Source organism: Acinetobacter sp. AM (assembly GCF_003105055.1).
Classification (GTDB): Bacteria; Pseudomonadota; Gammaproteobacteria; order Pseudomonadales; family Moraxellaceae; genus Acinetobacter; species Acinetobacter tibetensis.
Genome location: NZ_QETG01000002.1, coordinates 77,284 through 91,645, shown reverse-complemented (window position 1 = coordinate 91,645; position 14,362 = coordinate 77,284). Strand labels below are relative to the sequence as shown.

Sequence of the window (14,362 nt, the reverse complement as noted above, 5' to 3'; positions counted from 1 at the left end):
CGTATATTTCTTATGATGACTGGGGAAAACATGAATAAAATTTTAACTTTAGGTACTACAGCATTATTTACTATTTTACTAACGGCTTGTGCCTCGACACCCACATCATCCACTGTAATTCAAAAAGAAAACAACCAATTTGAAGTTACAGGACTAGGCAAAACCAACATCACCGCTAAAAATAATGCCATTGAAGCAGCAAACAAAACCTGTAAAAACTCAACACCCATCGTCGTCAGTGAAAAGACCGAATACAACGGCGCTTTAAAAGGCGTCGTTGATGATAAAACTGGGCAGATGATTCAATCAGCCGCCGATGTAATTGGCAGTATTGCAGGCACCAATACCAGCATTGCCAAAGATACAGACTATCAAACAGTCGTTACCTTTTATTGCAAAGCCAACTAGCACAACCAAGCCCAACATATTGCCTAGCAATAAAAAAGGGTTAGCTTCAATGCTAACCCTTTTCAGTTTTAAACCTGTATTAACAATACCCTTCCAAACGGGTTAAAGGCAACTTCTGCCCAATTGCTTTTTCAATTTCAGGCAAATGAAATGCATCATCCTCAGAAAGGAAGCTGATACTTACTCCACGCGTACCTGCACGACCTGTACGTCCAATACGATGTACATAATCATCCGACTGTTCTGGTAAAGTAAAATTAACTACGTGCGATACACCATCCACATGAATACCACGCCCTGCAACGTCCGTTGCAATCATAATATTATGCTGACCATTCTTAAACTGGTCTAACATTTTAAGGCGTTTATCTTGTGCAATTTCGCCCGACAACATCACCACTTTATAGCCATCACGCTTTAAGCTGTCATATAACTTACGAACTTGATCACGACGGTTGGCGAAAATCATGACTTTTTCAATCGGCTCGTCATGTAAAATATCTTGTAGCAATTTATATTTATCAGACTTCGCAACCATATACACACGCTGTTCTACATCTGAATTGGTTTTCTTTTCAGGTTCAATTTCTACTGTGACTGGCTCACACAACCATTGTTGTGCCAAGTTAAGGACATCGTAGCTAAAAGTTGCGGAGAACATGAGAGTTTGGCGCTGCTCTTTACGCGGTGAGTAACGCACAATCCGTTTGACCGAAGGAATAAAGCCCATATCCAATAAACGGTCTGCTTCATCAATCACTAAAAATTCAATTTGATCTAACCAAACTTCTTTTTGCTCTACAAAATCAATCAATCGCCCTGGTGTGGCTACAATAATATCGACTGGTTTTTTATCGAGTTGTGCTTTTTGCTTATCAAAATCCACCCCGCCCAATAAAGTCACCAAGTGCAGGTCAGTAAACTTCGTTAAATGTTTCGCATCACTTTCAATTTGCAATGCCAATTCACGCGTGGGTGCCAAAATTAAAGCGCGTGGTTCACCACGAAAACGTTGTTCTTTAATCGGATTATTGAGTAAATCATTAATCACGCTAACCAAAAATGCAGCTGTTTTCCCCGTACCAGTTTGTGCACGACCAATCGCGTCATGCCCAGCCAAAGTAAATTTGAGCACCTTTTGCTGAATTGGCGTCATTTCCTTAAACCCTAAAGCATCAATCGCTTGTTTAAGTTGCGGGTGTAAATTTAGGGTTTCAAAACCAGATGACATAAATACGTGCTCAAATTAATGAATATTGAAAAACAGAGTCATTATAAACAAAAAACGCCCCAATATACATTGAGGCGTTTCGAAGAATCTTTAGCGTATTAGTCTAAAGGTTGAACTTCTTCAGCTTGGAAGCCTTTTTGACCTTTTACAACGCTGAATTCAACACGTTGGCCGTCACGAAGTGAACGGTGGCCTTCGCCTTGAATAGCACGGAAGTGAACAAATACATCATCACCGCCATTGCGTTGAATAAAACCAAAACCTTTAGTGTCGTTGAACCATTTAACTACGCCTTGTTCACGAGCTGTCATAAGTTAATCCTCATTGTATTTAAAAGAAGGACCACCCGGTGTTGCAAACAGCAGAGCAAACAAGGTTTAAAAACATTTATTATTTCTAAGCTTGTAATCATTCTGTATAACTATTAACAAAATCCCGGTTACATCCATTTGTAGAGTATGGGTTTAAAACAATTTATAGTTGTGTTAAATCCTCAATACGGCATCGAGCTTAACATGGGTTTATGACAATTAATAGAATTTTTTTCACTTATTCCACATCAAATTTAGTATTTTTTTTTCGATACTTATTTATCACCATTATAAACATTAATATAGTTTTACTGTGATTTAAGTTGGGGTTTGGCATTAAATTTGCTAATATTTGGCTGTGTATCCTGAAATTTCTCACTCCATATGTCGAATCAAAACGAATATGACCTCATTATTGATACAATGGGTAAGCCTTGCCCTATGCCATTACTTATGTTGAAGCGTTCTTTAAAAAATGCGCCGCATTGTCGGGTCTTACTTAAGTCTTCCGATCCACATAGCCAAATTGATGTAACAAGGTATTGCCAAATGCATCAAATGACTTGTGTAGTGCAAAAAATTTCAGAGCATGAATATCATTACTTAATTGAATCTTAATTATTTTCAATTAAACTACATGGTTTCAATTTGGCATAAAAAATTACATAACACTACCCAAATTTCCTTAATGTGTGAGCGTATTGGCATTAAGATGAAAGGTAGTGGAACATCAATGTCCAGTTTTATTAAGGAGTACCTATGAGTGACAGCAGCAATCAATTGATGCCCCTGTCATTATCTGCACCAGGTGTAAACCTTGGGGCATATATTAGTACTGTCAATCAGATTCCAATTTTAACAGCCGAACAAGAAAAAGAGTTAGCTGAGCGTTATTACTACGACCAAGACCTTGATGCTGCAAAAATGCTGGTGATGTCGCATTTACGCTTTGTGGTACATATTGCGCGTAGTTATGCAGGCTATGGATTACCTCAAGGCGATTTAATTCAAGAAGGCAACCTAGGCTTGATGAAAGCCGTAAAACGTTTTGACCCAAATATGGGCGTACGCTTGGTTTCATTTGCAGTACACTGGATTAAAGCCGAAATTCATGAATACGTTATTCGCAACTGGCGAATCGTAAAAATTGCAACAACCAAAGCACAACGTAAATTGTTCTTTAATTTACGTAGTCTGAAAAAATCAAGCAAAAAACTGACGCTTGAAGAAGCACAATCGATTGCCAATGACTTGAATGTAACTCCAGAGCAAGTCATTGAAATGGAAGGACGTTTAACCGCTTATGATGCTGCATTCGAAGCACAGGGTGATGATGATGACGAAGGCTCAACCCATGTCGCTCCTGCATTATATTTAGAAGATAATCGTTACGACCCTGCTCGCTTAGTTGAAAATGAAGACTATGAGGAACAAAGCACCTCTGCCTTACATGAAGCAATGGAGCAACTCGATGATCGCTCACGGAATATTTTACAACGTCGTTGGTTAGATGATGATAAGTCGACCTTACATGAGTTGGCCGCTGAATATAACGTCTCTGCCGAACGTATCCGTCAGTTAGAAAAAAATGCGATGGAAAAAATTAAAGTCGCAATGTCATCTAATTAAGTTTTTTGTTTTTTAAAGGCACAACTTCAAGTTGTGCCTTTTTTATATTAACGCTTTGAACAATGTCACATTTCGCTTTTTCACCTTAGGCAGAATATGCTAAGGTTATGCGCAAACTTGTTCTGGTCATCATGGCTTATGTGGATCGCAATCTCTGCACTTAATTTAGCAATTGCTGTCATGCTAGGCGCTTTTGGTGCACATGGTTTAAAAGCGCGTGCAACCGAAGTTCAACTGGCGTGGTGGCACACAGCAACAGATTATTTTTTCTATCATGCATTGGGCTTATTGGCGCTCGCCATTTTGGCAAAAGTAGTTCCCCAACTGCCTATTAAAATGAGTTTTTCCCTTATTCAAATTGGAATTTTCTTCTTTTGTGGCTCATTGTACGTCATGGCTTTAGGTTTACCTCGCATCTTAGGTGCCATTACCCCTATTGGCGGTGCCCTCATGATTGCTGGATGGCTGGTTCTGGCTTGGAATGCTTACAAATACGCCAAATAAAGTCGCAGATTTTCAGGAATGAAACATGCAAATTTTTTTGAATGGTGAAGCAAAAGACACCACTTGTCGCAATCTTTTACAACTGGTTCAAGAATTAGAACTGGAAGGTAAACGCTTTGCGGTCGAACAAAATGAAATGATTATTTCTAAGTCTAAACTCGAACAAACCCCAATTTGTGATCAAGATCGCATTGAAATTATTCAGGCCGTTGGTGGCGGCTAATTCGGAGCTCCCATGGAAGATACCCCTCTTATTATTGGTTCAAGAACCTTTCACTCACGTTTGTTAGTGGGTACAGGTAAATATAAAGATTTGAATGAAACTGATTTAGCCATTCAAGCCAGTGGTGCTGAAATTGTCACAGTCGCAATTCGTCGTGTGAACATTGGGCAACACCCTGATCAACCGAATTTACTTTCTGTAATCCCGCCTGAAAAATACACCATTTTACCGAACACAGCAGGTTGCTTTGATGCAAATAGTGCAGTACGCACTTGTATGTTGGCGCGTGAACTGTTAGATGGTCATAATCTGGTAAAACTGGAAGTTTTAGGGGATGAAAAGACCCTGTATCCGAACATCACTGAAACCTTAAAAGCAGCGCGCACACTGATTGATGATGGTTTCGAGATTATGGTATACACCTCGGATGATCCTATTGTCGCGCAAGAATTAGAAAGCATGGGTTGCGTTGCAATTATGCCTTTAGGCAGTTTGATTGGCTCTGGTTTAGGTATTTTAAACCCGCACACCATTTCAATTATTAAAGAAAATGCCAAAGTTCCAGTGCTCGTTGATGCTGGTGTAGGTACAGCCAGCGATGCTGCCATTGCGATGGAATTAGGTTGCGACGGCGTACTGATGAATACCGCGATTGCTGCTGCTCAAAATCCAATTTTAATGGCATCCGCCATGAAAAAGGCGGTTGAAGCAGGTCGTGAAGCCTTCCTTGCAGGACGTATGCCACGTAAACGCATGGCAAATGCCAGCTCGCCTGAAACAGGTTATTTCTTTAAATAGTACTGAGCTTAAAATGGATTCTTCGGAATCCATTTTTTATACTTTCTATAATCTTCTTATAATAAAAGTTCAGAACATTATGCTAAAAAATATACTTGCTCTTACCCTCGCAGCCTTAAGTTGCTCAGCATTCGCAGCTTCAGATACTGCTGCTTATTCAAAGTTTGTACCTCAAGGTTGGAAAATTCTAGAAACAGCTACAGGGGATTTAAACCGTGATGGTCAAGTAGATGCAGCTCTCATTATTCAACAGAATAATCCAAACAATATCAAAAGCCATGAAGGTTTAGGCAGTGATCGCTTAAATCTGAATCCAAGAAAACTTTTGGTGCTATTTAAAACAGCTCAAGGTTATCAACTGATGACTGAAAATTACTCACTCCCAACGGAGAATGACGAAGAATCCCCTTGCCTTGCTGATCCCTTAGAAGATGGCGGAATTACGATTGCTAAAGGTCTGTTAAAAATTAGCTTACATTACTGGTTAAGCTGCGGTTCTTGGTATGTGACGAATAATAGCTATACCTTCCGTTATCAAAATAATAATTTCAATTTAATTGGTTTTGATAGTAATGATTTCCATCGTGCCTCAGGTGACATCACCGAAAAGAGCATTAATTTTTCTACTGGCAAAGTAAAAAGCACCACGGGTAAAAATGAATTTGCAGACACTTCACAACCTGTGAAGGTTCAGTGGAGCACACTTAAAAATAAATATCAGATTCAATTACAAGATATAGATTTTAGTGAATATGCTGAATATCAATAAAAAAATGCCTCTACACGAGGCATTTTTTTATTGCATGTTTGAAGTCAAATGTTCCCTATTAAGGGATTAAGCCTTCATCACGCATCGCCATTTGCACAGACTGGCGCTCGGCAACCTTATGACGTATACCAATAACATTTTTATAGGGCGTTAAATCATGCTCAATTGAATTTGACCAATTTGTCAGTACAAATAAATATGCATCTGCTGGACCAAAATTATCGTCCACCAAATAGTCATGATCAGATTCTGCAATGGCTGTATCAATATAGGTCAATAAGCGATCAATTTCTGCATAGGCCTTGGTTTTAGCTTCTTCCGATAAAGGGCCACCAAAAAATACAGCATAGGCATCATGTAACTCTGAGTTGAGGTAGCCCAACCATTCCAATACTTTTGCACGTCCTAACCCTGATGGCGGAATTAAATCCTGTTTAGGATCATGCTGAGCAAGGAAAGGTAAAATTGCCACATTTTCGGTCAAAATTAACCCAGGATTAATTTCTAAGGCAGGGACATAACCTTTAGGGTTAATTGCATAATAATCTTCACCTTTTTCTGTTTTATGGGTTTTTAGGTCTACGCGAACCAGATCAAAATCGACATTAATTTCATTTAGAATAATATGAGATGCCAGTGAACATGCACCTGGGGAATAATAAAGCTTCATATATGATCCTTGTTATCTAACTCTTTACTTCTTTTAAACTTGCTTTTGACAAACTTTCAAGCGATCAGACCTGTAAATTGCAAAAAACGTAACTGTTATATAAAACATATAAAAACAATTACTTTTGAATATTGTTCAATTTCTACAATTTTTCAAGTTAATCCTGTGTGATTTTTTATTGCTAGATGTTTTAACATACACATTCTTTAAATTTTATGAAATGTTGTAGTGATTAGCCTTAAAAGATCAGAATGGTTATCCAATATTCGTACAGATGTACTTGCTGGTATTGTCGTTGGTTTAGCTCTCATTCCTGAATCGATTGCATTCTCAGCAATCGCAGGTGTTGACCCACAAGTCGGTTTATATGCCTCATTCTGTATTGCAGTAAGTATTGCCTTTTTTGGTGGACGCCCTGCCATGATTTCTGCAGCAACGGGTGCAATGGCGTTGCTGATGATTACCTTGGTCAAAGATCATGGTCTTCAATACTTATTTGCGACCACCATTTTGACAGGTTGTATTCAGATTATTGCAGGCTATTTTCAAGTCGCAAAATTGATGCGATTTGTCTCTCAATCCGTGGTCTATGGCTTTGTTAATGCGCTCGCTATTTTAATTTTTGTGGCACAAATTCCTGAAATACAGAAAATGGATTTTATGGGCTATGGTTTTGTGGCTTTAGGTTTAGCTATTGTTTATCTATTTCCATATATCCCCAAGATTGGCAAATTACTGCCGGCACCGTTAATCTGTATTATTTTACTCAGTTTAGTTGCTCTCGTTTTTGGCGCAGATATGCGAACAGTCAGTGATTTAGGTCAATTCCCTGATACGCTGCCTGTCTTTTTGATTCCAGACATTCCACTGAATCTTGAAACCTTAAAAATTATCTTTCCTTACGCAATGACCTTAGCCACAGTTGGTTTACTTGAAACCATGATGACCACCACCATTGTGAATGAAGTGACAGGAACTGAAGGTGATCGTCATAAAGAATGCCGCGGACAAGGTTTTGCCAATATTATTAGTGGCTTTATGGGCGGTATGGCAGGTTGTGCCATGATTGGTCAATCCATCATCAATGTGAGTTCAGGCGCTCGTACACGACTTTCTACCTTGGTGGCGGGCGTATTCTTGCTCAGTCTGGTGGTGTTTTTAAAAGATTGGTTGGCTTATATTCCGATGGCTGCACTGGTTGCCATTATGATTATGGTGTCCTTTACCACCTTTAACTGGGACTCGGTCAAACAGTTTCGCAAGCATCCAAAACAAAGTAATATTGTCATGCTCAGTGTGGTGGCTATTGTTTTAGCGACGCACAATTTGGCTTTAGGTGTATTTATTGGCGTCTGCCTTTCTGCGCTCTTTCTTGTAAATAAACTGGAAAGTGAAGTGAAAGTCACATCTAAATTGATTAACGCTGAAACTTTGCAATATCAAGTTTCAGGACAAATTTTCTTTAGTAGTGCTGAAAAGTTTTATCAGTTTTTTGATGTCTCAACTTCTGCCAAACATGTGATTCTAGATCTGACCCATGCACATGTCTGGGATATTACTTCCGTCAATATGCTAAATACCGTCGTGCAAAAGTTTCGAGACCAAGGTATCGATATTGAAGTAGTCGGTTTAAATGAAGCCAGTAGTACTTTGATAGACCGCTATAATCCGCTTTGATGTTTTTACATCATTAAAGAGCTGTTTATTCAGCTCTTTTTTATTCGCCCTTCAAACCACCAATAGATTTCATTCAATGAATGAACTTTATAATTCGATAAAAGTCGAAAAAATATAGATTTGAAAAACTCAAAAACAATTTAATTGCCGAAATAACGGTAAATAATTTGACTTGCCAGTCTCAGGATTTAAAATACCGCTTTCGAATTTTTACATTTGCCAAAGTTATGTCAACCGATCTATTAGAACCGCAAGTCGTCGAGCTAGACAACTTGAATGAGCATCGTGAAATTGTGACTTTTATGCGTCGCTCTTCTCCGCTGAATACTTCTCAACGTACTGCGCTTGAACAATATGGTCACTTAATTTTGGAATATCCAGTCGGTGATTTACGTCAGCATTTTGAACACCCTGAACGCCCATTAACTGTTGAAATTGGTTTTGGTATGGGTCGTTCACTGGTGCTTATGGCGAAAGCTAATCCTGAACGTAACTTTGTCGGCATTGAAGTACACGTTCCAGGTATTGCACAATGTGTATATGAGGCTGGCATGGCGGGTTTAACCAACCTTCGTCTTTTAGATGCCGATGCAATTCAAGTACTACGTGAAATGCCAGACAACAGCATCAACGCTGTGCAACTTTACTTCCCAGACCCATGGCAGAAAAAACGTCACTTCAAACGTCGTTTCGTGTCACATGAGCGTATGCCACTGGTTGAACAAAAGTTAGAAATGGGTGGAACATTCCACGCAGCGACAGACTGGGAACCATATGCAGAATGGATGCTTGACGTGCTCGACAACCGTCCAAATCTTGAAAATATGGCAGGTAAAGGCAACAGCTACCCGCGCCCAGACTGGCGTCCACAAACTAAGTTTGAACGTCGTGGACTGGAAGAAGGTCATAAGATCAACGACTTCTTATTTAAGAAAATTAAATAAGTTTTGTGTTTAAAAAAATAGGGCTGAATGCCCTATTTTTTTATTCTGAAATGATTAAAACACATGCCGAATTTCAACTGTCGGATCATGTTCATCCAATCGTTTTGCCAAAATATGTAAACGTCGTGTCGGCACTGCGGGAAACAAATGATGCTCCACATGATAAAACATGTTGTAGGTCACGACCCGCTTAAACTCATTACGTACTGTACGTGCCATATAAATATGATCTTCCGTATCATGATGCACCGTCCACACTGCAAAAAAAGCCGTCATACATTGTCCAATCAGCATTGCACTGACATGGTATTTTAAAATACTGATATCCAAGACGATAAAAACCAAAAACAGCACGATCACATTGGCAACAAGCTCAGCGGACATCCACTTTTTCTGCGTCTTACTTCCAACCTCAAATGCTTTTTTATGCAACATCCACGGAAAAATAGGGCCAAATAACAAAGCCTGCCACCACTTCATGGTTGCACTTTTTGCTTCAATATCCTCTTCTTGCATACAGTGCTGATGGTGTCGAAGGTGATTAATTTGTACCGCATGCATTGAGCCTAACATGATAATACTTAAGATAAACATGACCCAATGTGTCGCAGGTCGGCTAATACCTAAAGCAAAATGAAAGGCATTATGCACTTGTCTAAGCCCTGTTAAGAAAAACATAAACGAGCAAAACAGTGCCAAAAGATACCACTGAAAACCTGCGAAAATGAATGAGACCAGTAACCATGGTAAAGAAATGAGTAACTCACTGATGACATCAGTACGGCCTAACTGCACAAGATCTTTCCACTGCACCTGTTCTAATAATAAATGTGAACGCATACACCCTCTAATTGTTTGTATTTATTTTCAGAAGCACTCTACCGAATCCTAATACATAAAAAAAGCCACTTTTTCAGTGGCTTTACTTGTTTTTATTACAGGTACATGAGTTATTCACCCTTCGATTAGCTGTGTCGCTGCATAATCTGCTGACTGATCAAGGTATAAACCTCCGCTAAATCAGGTCGTTTTAAATCTGCTAATATTGACTGATGCATCTGTAAAATATTCACATCACCGCGTACCGCAGGGCCAGTTTGCATCATTTTCGGATCATTTTGTGTGGCTTTAGCGGCGGTTTCCAAGATCAGCGGATACAGTAAACTAAAATCAACTTGCGTCTGATCGACAATTTGCTTGCTCATGTCGTAACAGTAATTGGCAAAATTACAGGCAAATACCGCAGCCAAATGCAAACTTAAACGTTGCTGTGAACTATAAGCATAGACACGCTGGCTCAACTGTTGAGCCAAATCTAATAACTGTTTTTGATCATCTTCATTTGCTGCTTCAACAAATAATGGGGTGTGTTTCCAATCTACCTCTCGTTCTAAACTAAAGGTCTGTAAAGGATAAAACACGCCAGAATTTGAGTGCCGTTGCTGTAGGATTTGTAGATCAGTACTGCCTGAAGTATGTACAATCAGAACCTCTGGCAACAATGGTGCAACTTCAGCGATGACGGCGGCAATCGATTGATCACTAACAGCAAGAATCAGCAAATCAATTTCTGAGGATAAATCGGATAACGATGGACACGCTTTTGCTGCCACCTGCTCTGCCAAATGCTGTGACTTTTCCCAAGTTCGACTATATATTTGTACAATTTGATGGTGTTGCTGTAAAGCAGATGCCAAATGGTGGGCAACACGTCCAGCACCAATAAAACTAATTCGCATGTCTACTTTTACTCTCAATTTCTGTGCTAAGCATGCCAATAAAAAAAGGACGAATCAATTCGTCCTTTTTATTTCAAGCAACTTTCTGATTAATTAAAGACATTGTTTAAATAAACAATACGCTCCGACGTTTTCTGATTAAAGCATTTGGTGTATTGCATGTCCTGATTTTGTGCTCTCATTTGCTCATCCCAATAATCATAATGCTGTTGGTAGGTTTCACGATCTTTTTCAGCAATATTATGAATGCTCGTTTGCGCAAGTACTTTACAGTCTACATCACGCTTTTCAAACCAGTCCGACTGGTCCTGTTGTAATTGCGCTTTTTGTTCACTACTAAAACGATCCCATGTTTGATTCAAACGTTCTACCACTTTCGCCTGATCAGCATTGAGCTCTTTCTGACGGATATCCATCGACTTTTGCGCAAGTTCTTGTTGCGCAGCTTCTTCTTGAGCATTGGCTTCTTGACTATCCGCAATACCTTGATTTTCAGCTTCATAAGCGGCAAGTTGTACTGCTTTTTCTGTGATATAAACGAGTCCATCTAACACTTTATTTTCTTTTGGTAGCTGGAGTTGAATACCTTCTTTATCCGTTTTAATCAGTTGATAATTAAATGATCCTTTCAGTTGATCATTTTGCATCGTTAAAGCATATGCTTCACTTTCCAGTAAATCATTCAACGTACCATAGCGATCACACTCATCACAACTTTCTGCTTCATAACCATTTTGTGCACGTTGCTGTAAACCTTTCGGCATTTTCACTACCAGCTCGCTACGACATTCCAGTTGTTTCGCTGTTTCGGGTTGTTCAGTTACTGTCGTAATACTTTTGACTTCAAATTGAATATGCTGCGTAATGGTATCGGTCAGGTTTTTATCCGAGTGATAGTAACTCGAGTTACGTAAGGCTTTATCTAACTTTTTCAAATAGTCTTGCTGTAAAGCAGTCTTAATCTCTTTTAACTTCGCCTCATTGCTACAGTCCCACTCATTGACTGCGGGTGCTGCTTGTTCTGCTTCGGCGCTGTCTTTCTTTCCTTTAAAGAAATCACATCCCGTTAAAAGCATACTGCTACACAATGTTGCAAAAACCAAAGTATTGGCAAATTTATTCATATAAAGCCCAATGTCTGTTTGTTATTTTTCGAGGCGTATTTAAGCAAATTTGGGCTAAAAAAACGAGTATTTAAACCATGAAAGATTTTACATCGTAAAAAAGGGACTATTCAGCCCCTTTTATACTTGCACATAGATCTCGGTTAAAAGCTCTTGTTTACACGCATACCAACACTGAAATTACGTCCATCCGCAGGCTCAAAGAAGCGACCATTGCCGTCATTTACAATCACTGAGCCGACATAGTTTCGGTCGAATAGGTTATCGACTCGTGCATAAGTATTCACTTTCCAGTCCTGATTGACCCACAAATAGCCAACATTTGCAGCCACCACGGTATAACTTGGTGCAGTATCTGAATTGATATCATCGACATAGATTTTGTCCATATAACGTGCTTCCAAACCTGCTTGAAAGCCCTGCTCTGGTTGCCATGCTATACGGGTAAACGCTTGGTTTTTGGCAATTCCGGGAATCTTATTTCCTTTATTAATGGCTTTCGCATACGGTTTTGTTGAATCATTTGGATTCGCTATTTCTGCTGTATTGCTATCAAATTCAGCATCGATATAACTCAAACTCGATTGAATATTGAGCGCCGCCCAAATCTTTTGTTGCCATGAAAGCTCTAAACCTTGTCGAGTAGTTTTGTCTGCATTTCGAAAAGTCGCTCGACCATCACGCGTTCCCGCCGTCACAATATCGTTTTCTGTATCTGTCTGGAAAACTGCAAAAGTAAACAATCCAAAAGGATTTTGTGACTTTAAGCCGAGCTCATAATTATCGCTACTTGCAGCTTTTAGCTCAAAGTTCATGCCTGATTTTAAGGGATCGGTGTTATAAGCCATTTCGGTAAAGGTTGGCGTTTCAAAGCCTTTACCATAACTGGTATAGGCATAAAGCTCAGGTAAAATTTCCCAGCCTAATGCCACAGAAGGCAATAATTTTTGATAATCCGTTGAACCACTGTCATCGCCATTGCCAGCGACGATATAATGGTCATCCGACTCATAATTGACATTGCTATAGCGCAAACCTGCATCTAAATGCCACGTTGGCAAGAACTGCCATGAGGCTTGCACATAAGGATCGAGATTCCATAAGGTATTATTTTCATCACGACGTAAATCACCTTTCACGCCAAATGTATCTGCATGATTATAATTTTTATAGCCTTTACGGTCTTCGACCATACTGTCTAGAGCTATGCCTGCAATAAATGTAGTATTCGGCAAGAGCTCTTTCCCTATCCAACGGAAGTCTGCACCATAATAATCTCGATCAAAATCAATCACGCCACCGGCATGGCGAGGATTCTCTTGAAACTCTTTTTGAGTCGACTGATATTGCACAACCTGCCTATTGCCAAAATAGACCATGCCATACAACTCTTGCTGATCATTCAGTGGTTTGTTCCATGTCAACCCTGTTTGGGTTTGTTCAATTTCTTTACGTACATCGTAAATATTTTTAGCATCATTCACTTGCTTCGGATTGGCTTTCCACTGCTCACGATTCAGACCTTGTGGGTCGTCGGCATTTATATCAACACGGTTAATGAGCCAATTAATCTTACTACCATCCTCCAAATTCCAAGTGAGCTTGGCGTTATTCAACACTTTTCGCGCAGCGCTATGATCACGGAAACCATCGGTATCAAAATAAGAAGAACTGATCACATAAGCGGGTTGATTGGCCTGTTCAGAACCCCCTTGTAATTGAATATTGGCTTGTTGTTTATTGTGGCTGCCTGCATTTAACCCCACTTGAATCGAGTCTTTCCCTTGTCCTTCTTTGGTTTCGGTTAAGATGGTTCCACCTGATGAGTTTCCATAAAGTGAAGAAAAAGGACCTGTCAAAATTTCAATATTGTCCAAGCTATCTAAATCAATATTAGAGCTTTGCCCCTGACCGTCGGGCATGGTTGCAGGAATACCATCGACATAGAGGCGTATGCCCCGCACACCAAAAGTAGAACGCGCCCCAAAGCCACGCATGGAAATTTGCAAATCTTGCGCGTAATTTTCACGGTTATTGATTTGTAAACCCGCCACACCTTGCAATAGTTCTGACACATTCACATTCGCATTGAGTTGAGACTCTGGAGCTTGCACTTTCTGTATAGAAGCGGGTGCCTGTAACAATTCATTTTCAGTACGTACGGCTTGCACGGTAATAACTGGGAGTTGATATGCCGCTGTATCTTGAGCATACAGTGCCATCGATTTTAGAATCACTGTAGCTAATAAAGCATATTTAAAGGGAAGTGGATTGCAACTATATAATTTCACAAAACATCCTTTTCTTATCATCTTGGTAGGAGTGTAGAAAGTCC

At 39.6% G+C, this 14,362-nt stretch carries 16 protein-coding genes; 9 read left to right on the top strand and 7 right to left on the bottom strand.

The window, feature by feature from the left end:
* The first annotated feature begins 30 nt into the window (after positions 1-30).
* The gene (locus DCO44_RS01720; RefSeq protein WP_116758904.1) at positions 31-408 is read left to right on the top strand and encodes a hypothetical protein; all 378 of its coding nucleotides are present in this window, start codon (positions 31-33) and stop codon (positions 406-408) included.
* 79 nt (positions 409-487) lie between these two features.
* Here DCO44_RS01720 and rhlB read toward each other — a convergent pair whose 3' ends face one another.
* Entirely contained in the window at positions 488-1,639 is a 1,152-nt protein-coding gene (rhlB, locus tag DCO44_RS01715) for an ATP-dependent RNA helicase RhlB (protein ID WP_116758903.1), read from the bottom strand.
* A 98-nt stretch (positions 1,640-1,737) separates the two neighbouring features.
* Positions 1,738-1,950, bottom strand: a complete 213-nt coding sequence (locus tag DCO44_RS01710) for a cold-shock protein (protein WP_005177104.1) — start codon at positions 1,948-1,950, stop codon at positions 1,738-1,740.
* Between the two features lie 384 nt (positions 1,951-2,334).
* On the opposite strand from DCO44_RS01710, the gene DCO44_RS01705 reads away from it, so the two are divergent.
* The 6 genes from DCO44_RS01705 to DCO44_RS01680 all read left to right on the top strand — a co-directional run bounded on the left by DCO44_RS01705 (position 2,335) and on the right by DCO44_RS01680 (position 5,873).
* The gene (locus DCO44_RS01705; protein WP_116758902.1) at positions 2,335-2,568 is read left to right on the top strand and encodes a sulfurtransferase TusA family protein; all 234 of its coding nucleotides are present in this window, start codon (positions 2,335-2,337) and stop codon (positions 2,566-2,568) included.
* A gap of 141 nt (positions 2,569-2,709) precedes the next feature.
* Positions 2,710-3,579 (top strand): RNA polymerase sigma factor RpoH, encoded by an 870-nt coding sequence (gene rpoH / locus DCO44_RS01700; protein WP_116758901.1) that lies wholly within the window; start codon positions 2,710-2,712, stop codon positions 3,577-3,579.
* A 138-nt stretch (positions 3,580-3,717) separates the two neighbouring features.
* Positions 3,718-4,083 (top strand): DUF423 domain-containing protein, encoded by a 366-nt coding sequence (locus DCO44_RS01695; RefSeq protein ID WP_116758900.1) that lies wholly within the window; start codon positions 3,718-3,720, stop codon positions 4,081-4,083.
* A gap of 25 nt (positions 4,084-4,108) precedes the next feature.
* Positions 4,109-4,306 (top strand): sulfur carrier protein ThiS, encoded by a 198-nt coding sequence (gene thiS / locus DCO44_RS01690; protein WP_116758899.1) that lies wholly within the window; start codon positions 4,109-4,111, stop codon positions 4,304-4,306.
* Between the two features lie 12 nt (positions 4,307-4,318).
* Positions 4,319-5,104: a thiazole synthase gene (locus DCO44_RS01685; RefSeq protein ID WP_116758898.1), complete on the top strand. Its 786-nt coding sequence runs from the start codon at positions 4,319-4,321 to the stop codon at positions 5,102-5,104.
* Between the two features lie 79 nt (positions 5,105-5,183).
* On the top strand, positions 5,184-5,873 hold the full coding sequence (locus tag DCO44_RS01680; protein ID WP_116758897.1) for a hypothetical protein: 690 nt from the start codon (positions 5,184-5,186) through the stop codon (positions 5,871-5,873).
* A 58-nt stretch (positions 5,874-5,931) separates the two neighbouring features.
* Here DCO44_RS01680 and DCO44_RS01675 read toward each other — a convergent pair whose 3' ends face one another.
* Positions 5,932-6,543, bottom strand: coding sequence for a glutathione S-transferase N-terminal domain-containing protein (locus tag DCO44_RS01675; RefSeq protein WP_116758896.1), 612 nt, complete (start codon positions 6,541-6,543; stop codon positions 5,932-5,934).
* Positions 6,544-6,771: 228 nt separating this feature from the next.
* Between DCO44_RS01675 and DCO44_RS01670 the strand changes: the two genes are divergently transcribed.
* The gene (locus tag DCO44_RS01670) at positions 6,772-8,220 is read left to right on the top strand and encodes a SulP family inorganic anion transporter (protein WP_116758895.1); all 1,449 of its coding nucleotides are present in this window, start codon (positions 6,772-6,774) and stop codon (positions 8,218-8,220) included.
* 227 nt (positions 8,221-8,447) lie between these two features.
* Positions 8,448-9,164 carry a tRNA (guanosine(46)-N7)-methyltransferase TrmB gene (trmB, locus tag DCO44_RS01665; protein WP_116758894.1) on the top strand — a complete coding sequence of 239 codons (717 nt, stop codon included), beginning with the start codon at positions 8,448-8,450 and terminating at the stop codon, positions 9,162-9,164.
* Between the two features lie 54 nt (positions 9,165-9,218).
* Here the strand turns inward: trmB and DCO44_RS01660 are convergent, their stop codons facing one another.
* From DCO44_RS01660 to DCO44_RS01645, 4 genes are all read right to left on the bottom strand, one after another.
* On the bottom strand, positions 9,219-10,004 hold the full coding sequence (locus DCO44_RS01660) for a fatty acid desaturase family protein (RefSeq protein ID WP_116758893.1): 786 nt from the start codon (positions 10,002-10,004) through the stop codon (positions 9,219-9,221).
* A 125-nt stretch (positions 10,005-10,129) separates the two neighbouring features.
* Entirely contained in the window at positions 10,130-10,903 is a 774-nt protein-coding gene (locus tag DCO44_RS01655) for a Rossmann-like and DUF2520 domain-containing protein (protein ID WP_116758892.1), read from the bottom strand.
* An 89-nt stretch (positions 10,904-10,992) separates the two neighbouring features.
* The gene (locus DCO44_RS01650) at positions 10,993-12,027 is read right to left on the bottom strand and encodes a DUF1311 domain-containing protein (protein ID WP_116758891.1); all 1,035 of its coding nucleotides are present in this window, start codon (positions 12,025-12,027) and stop codon (positions 10,993-10,995) included.
* 143 nt (positions 12,028-12,170) lie between these two features.
* Positions 12,171-14,318 carry a TonB-dependent receptor domain-containing protein gene (locus tag DCO44_RS01645; RefSeq protein WP_416224509.1) on the bottom strand — a complete coding sequence of 716 codons (2,148 nt, stop codon included), beginning with the start codon at positions 14,316-14,318 and terminating at the stop codon, positions 12,171-12,173.
* Positions 14,319-14,362 lie beyond the last annotated feature (44 nt).

Bases quoted from the DNA above. Each gene is read 5' to 3' on its own strand.
- thiS (WP_116758899.1), top strand. From the start codon at position 4,109: ATGCAAATTTTTTTGAATGGTGAAGCAAAAGACACCACTTGTCGCAAT.
- rpoH (WP_116758901.1), top strand. From the start codon at position 2,710: ATGAGTGACAGCAGCAATCAATTGATGCCCCTGTCATTATCTGCACCA.
- trmB (WP_116758894.1), top strand. From the start codon at position 8,448: ATGTCAACCGATCTATTAGAACCGCAAGTCGTCGAGCTAGACAACTTG.
- DCO44_RS01660 (WP_116758893.1), bottom strand. From the start codon at position 10,004: ATGCGTTCACATTTATTATTAGAACAGGTGCAGTGGAAAGATCTTGTG.
- DCO44_RS01705 (WP_116758902.1), top strand. From the start codon at position 2,335: ATGTCGAATCAAAACGAATATGACCTCATTATTGATACAATGGGTAAG.
- DCO44_RS01650 (WP_116758891.1), bottom strand. From the start codon at position 12,027: ATGAATAAATTTGCCAATACTTTGGTTTTTGCAACATTGTGTAGCAGT.
- DCO44_RS01695 (WP_116758900.1), top strand. From the start codon at position 3,718: ATGTGGATCGCAATCTCTGCACTTAATTTAGCAATTGCTGTCATGCTA.
- DCO44_RS01675 (WP_116758896.1), bottom strand. From the start codon at position 6,543: ATGAAGCTTTATTATTCCCCAGGTGCATGTTCACTGGCATCTCATATT.
- DCO44_RS01655 (WP_116758892.1), bottom strand. From the start codon at position 10,903: ATGCGAATTAGTTTTATTGGTGCTGGACGTGTTGCCCACCATTTGGCA.
- DCO44_RS01710 (WP_005177104.1), bottom strand. From the start codon at position 1,950: ATGACAGCTCGTGAACAAGGCGTAGTTAAATGGTTCAACGACACTAAA.
- DCO44_RS01720 (WP_116758904.1), top strand. From the start codon at position 31: ATGAATAAAATTTTAACTTTAGGTACTACAGCATTATTTACTATTTTA.
- rhlB (WP_116758903.1), bottom strand. From the start codon at position 1,639: ATGTCATCTGGTTTTGAAACCCTAAATTTACACCCGCAACTTAAACAA.
- DCO44_RS01680 (WP_116758897.1), top strand. From the start codon at position 5,184: ATGCTAAAAAATATACTTGCTCTTACCCTCGCAGCCTTAAGTTGCTCA.
- DCO44_RS01685 (WP_116758898.1), top strand. From the start codon at position 4,319: ATGGAAGATACCCCTCTTATTATTGGTTCAAGAACCTTTCACTCACGT.